Here is a 1,574-nt window from a genome sequence, read left to right on the forward strand (position 1 = left end):
CCGTACGCGCTGACGCGTCCTGTACGCGTCAGCGGGTCCCGTAAGCCGACCGCGCGGTCAGGGCGTGCTCGACGAGCGTGATGAGCGTGGCCTTGACCGCCTCCCGGGAGCGGGCGTCCGTGCGCACGATCGGGATGTGCGGCGCCAGCGTCAGCGCCTCCCGCGCCTCCCCCTCCACGTGCGGGAAGGCCCCTTCCCAGCCGTTGAGCGCGATCACGAAGGGCAGCCCCGCCTCCTCGAAGTAGTCGATGGCCGGGAAGCTGTCGGCCAGGCGGCGCGTGTCCACCAGCACCACCGCGCCGATGGCGCCCCGGATCAGGTCGTCCCACATGAACCAGAACCGGTGCTGCCCGGGCGTGCCGAACAGATAAAGGATCAGGTCACGGTCGAGCGAGACCCGGCCGAAGTCCATGGCCACGGTCGTGGTCGTCTTGCCCGGGGTGTGCGCGAGGTCGTCGATGCCCGCCGAGGCGTCCGTCATGACGGCCTCGGTGGTCAGGGGCACGATCTCCGACACCGCGCCGACAAAGGTCGTCTTGCCCACCCCGAACCCGCCCGCGACGACGATCTTCGTCGAGGTGAGTCCCGTGCTAGAGCCTGCGAAGTCCACTGAGCACCCTTTCGAGCAGGCTCATGTCCGGCAGGCCCGCCTTCAGCTGCGGCTGGTAGACGCGGACCAGCCCTTCCGCCTCCATGTCGGCGACCAGCACCCTCGCCACGCCGAGCGGGACCCGCAGCAGAGCCGACACCTCCGCCACGGACCGCACCTGCCGGCACAGCTCGCTGATCGCGCGGTACTCCCGCGTGTACGCCATGCCCAGCCGCATCGACGTGGCCGAGGAGACGAGCGCCTCGATGGCCAGGCCGCCGCTCGGGGCGGTGCGCCCGCCGGTGACGGCGTACATGCGGACCAGCGAACTGCGCTCGGGCTCCACCCGGCCGTCATGCCACGATGCCAACAGTCACTCCCCTCGCCACGGGCATCTCCCTCACCACCGGCACTCCCATGACCGGCGCGCTCCCCTCACCAGGAACGCGAGGTCGAGAGCTCCGCGCGCACCGCGGGAGTGAGCACCTGCCCAGCGCGCTCGACCAGGACCGTCATCTGGTACGCGACCAGCCCCATGTCGCACTCGGGCGCGGCCAGCACGGCCAGGCACGAGCCGTCGCTGATCGACATGACCAGCAGCAGGCCGCGGTCCATCTCGATGAGGGTCTGGGTCACCCCGCCGCCCTCGAAGACGCGCGCCGCGCCGTGGGTGAGGCTGACCAGCCCCGCCGCGATGGCCGCGAGCTGGTCGGCGCGGTCCTGCGGGAAGCCGCGGGAGAAGGCCATCGGCAGCCCGTCGGCGGAGACCACCACGGCGTGCGCGACGCCAGGCACCTGCTCGACGAAGCCGCTGGTCAGCCAGTTCAGGTCCCTGGCCCCTTGGCTCAGGTTCCTCTTCATGAGTCCTCCTCTAAGTGAGCGCGGCCCTTGCGCACGCCCTGCTGGTAGCCGGCGAGTCTGCTGCGCAGCCGGTCGGGTGAGACCGGGGGCGCGGGCGGGCCGGCCGACGGGGCCGCCGAGCCGG

Annotated in this window: 3 protein-coding genes; all 3 read right to left on the reverse strand. The window is 71.8% G+C overall.

Features of this window, described 5'->3' with window-relative positions; genetic code table 11:
* Nucleotides 1-28: 28 nt before the first annotated feature.
* A complete protein-coding gene (locus KME77_RS14980) occupies nt 29-610 on the reverse strand; it encodes a GTP-binding protein (protein ID WP_219467302.1) in 582 nt (193 codons plus the stop codon).
* A complete protein-coding gene (locus KME77_RS14985) occupies nt 591-905 on the reverse strand; it encodes a DUF742 domain-containing protein (RefSeq protein ID WP_372451175.1) in 315 nt (104 codons plus the stop codon). Before KME77_RS14985 ends, KME77_RS14980 begins: the two co-directional genes overlap by 20 nt.
* A gap of 119 nt (nt 906-1,024) precedes the next feature.
* The gene (locus KME77_RS14990) at nt 1,025-1,450 is read right to left on the reverse strand and encodes a roadblock/LC7 domain-containing protein (protein WP_219467306.1); all 426 of its coding nucleotides are present in this window, start codon (nt 1,448-1,450) and stop codon (nt 1,025-1,027) included.
* Nucleotides 1,451-1,574 lie beyond the last annotated feature (124 nt).

Origin of the sequence: Nonomuraea rhizosphaerae (assembly GCF_019396405.1) — a bacterium.
Taxonomy (GTDB): domain Bacteria; phylum Actinomycetota; class Actinomycetes; order Streptosporangiales; family Streptosporangiaceae; genus Nonomuraea; species Nonomuraea rhizosphaerae.

Coding starts and splice junctions, on each gene's coding strand:
- KME77_RS14990 (WP_219467306.1), bottom strand. CDS start 1,450: ATGAAGAGGAACCTGAGCCAAGGGGCCAGGGACCTGAACTGGCTGACC.
- KME77_RS14985 (WP_372451175.1), bottom strand. CDS start 905: ATGTACGCCGTCACCGGCGGGCGCACCGCCCCGAGCGGCGGCCTGGCC.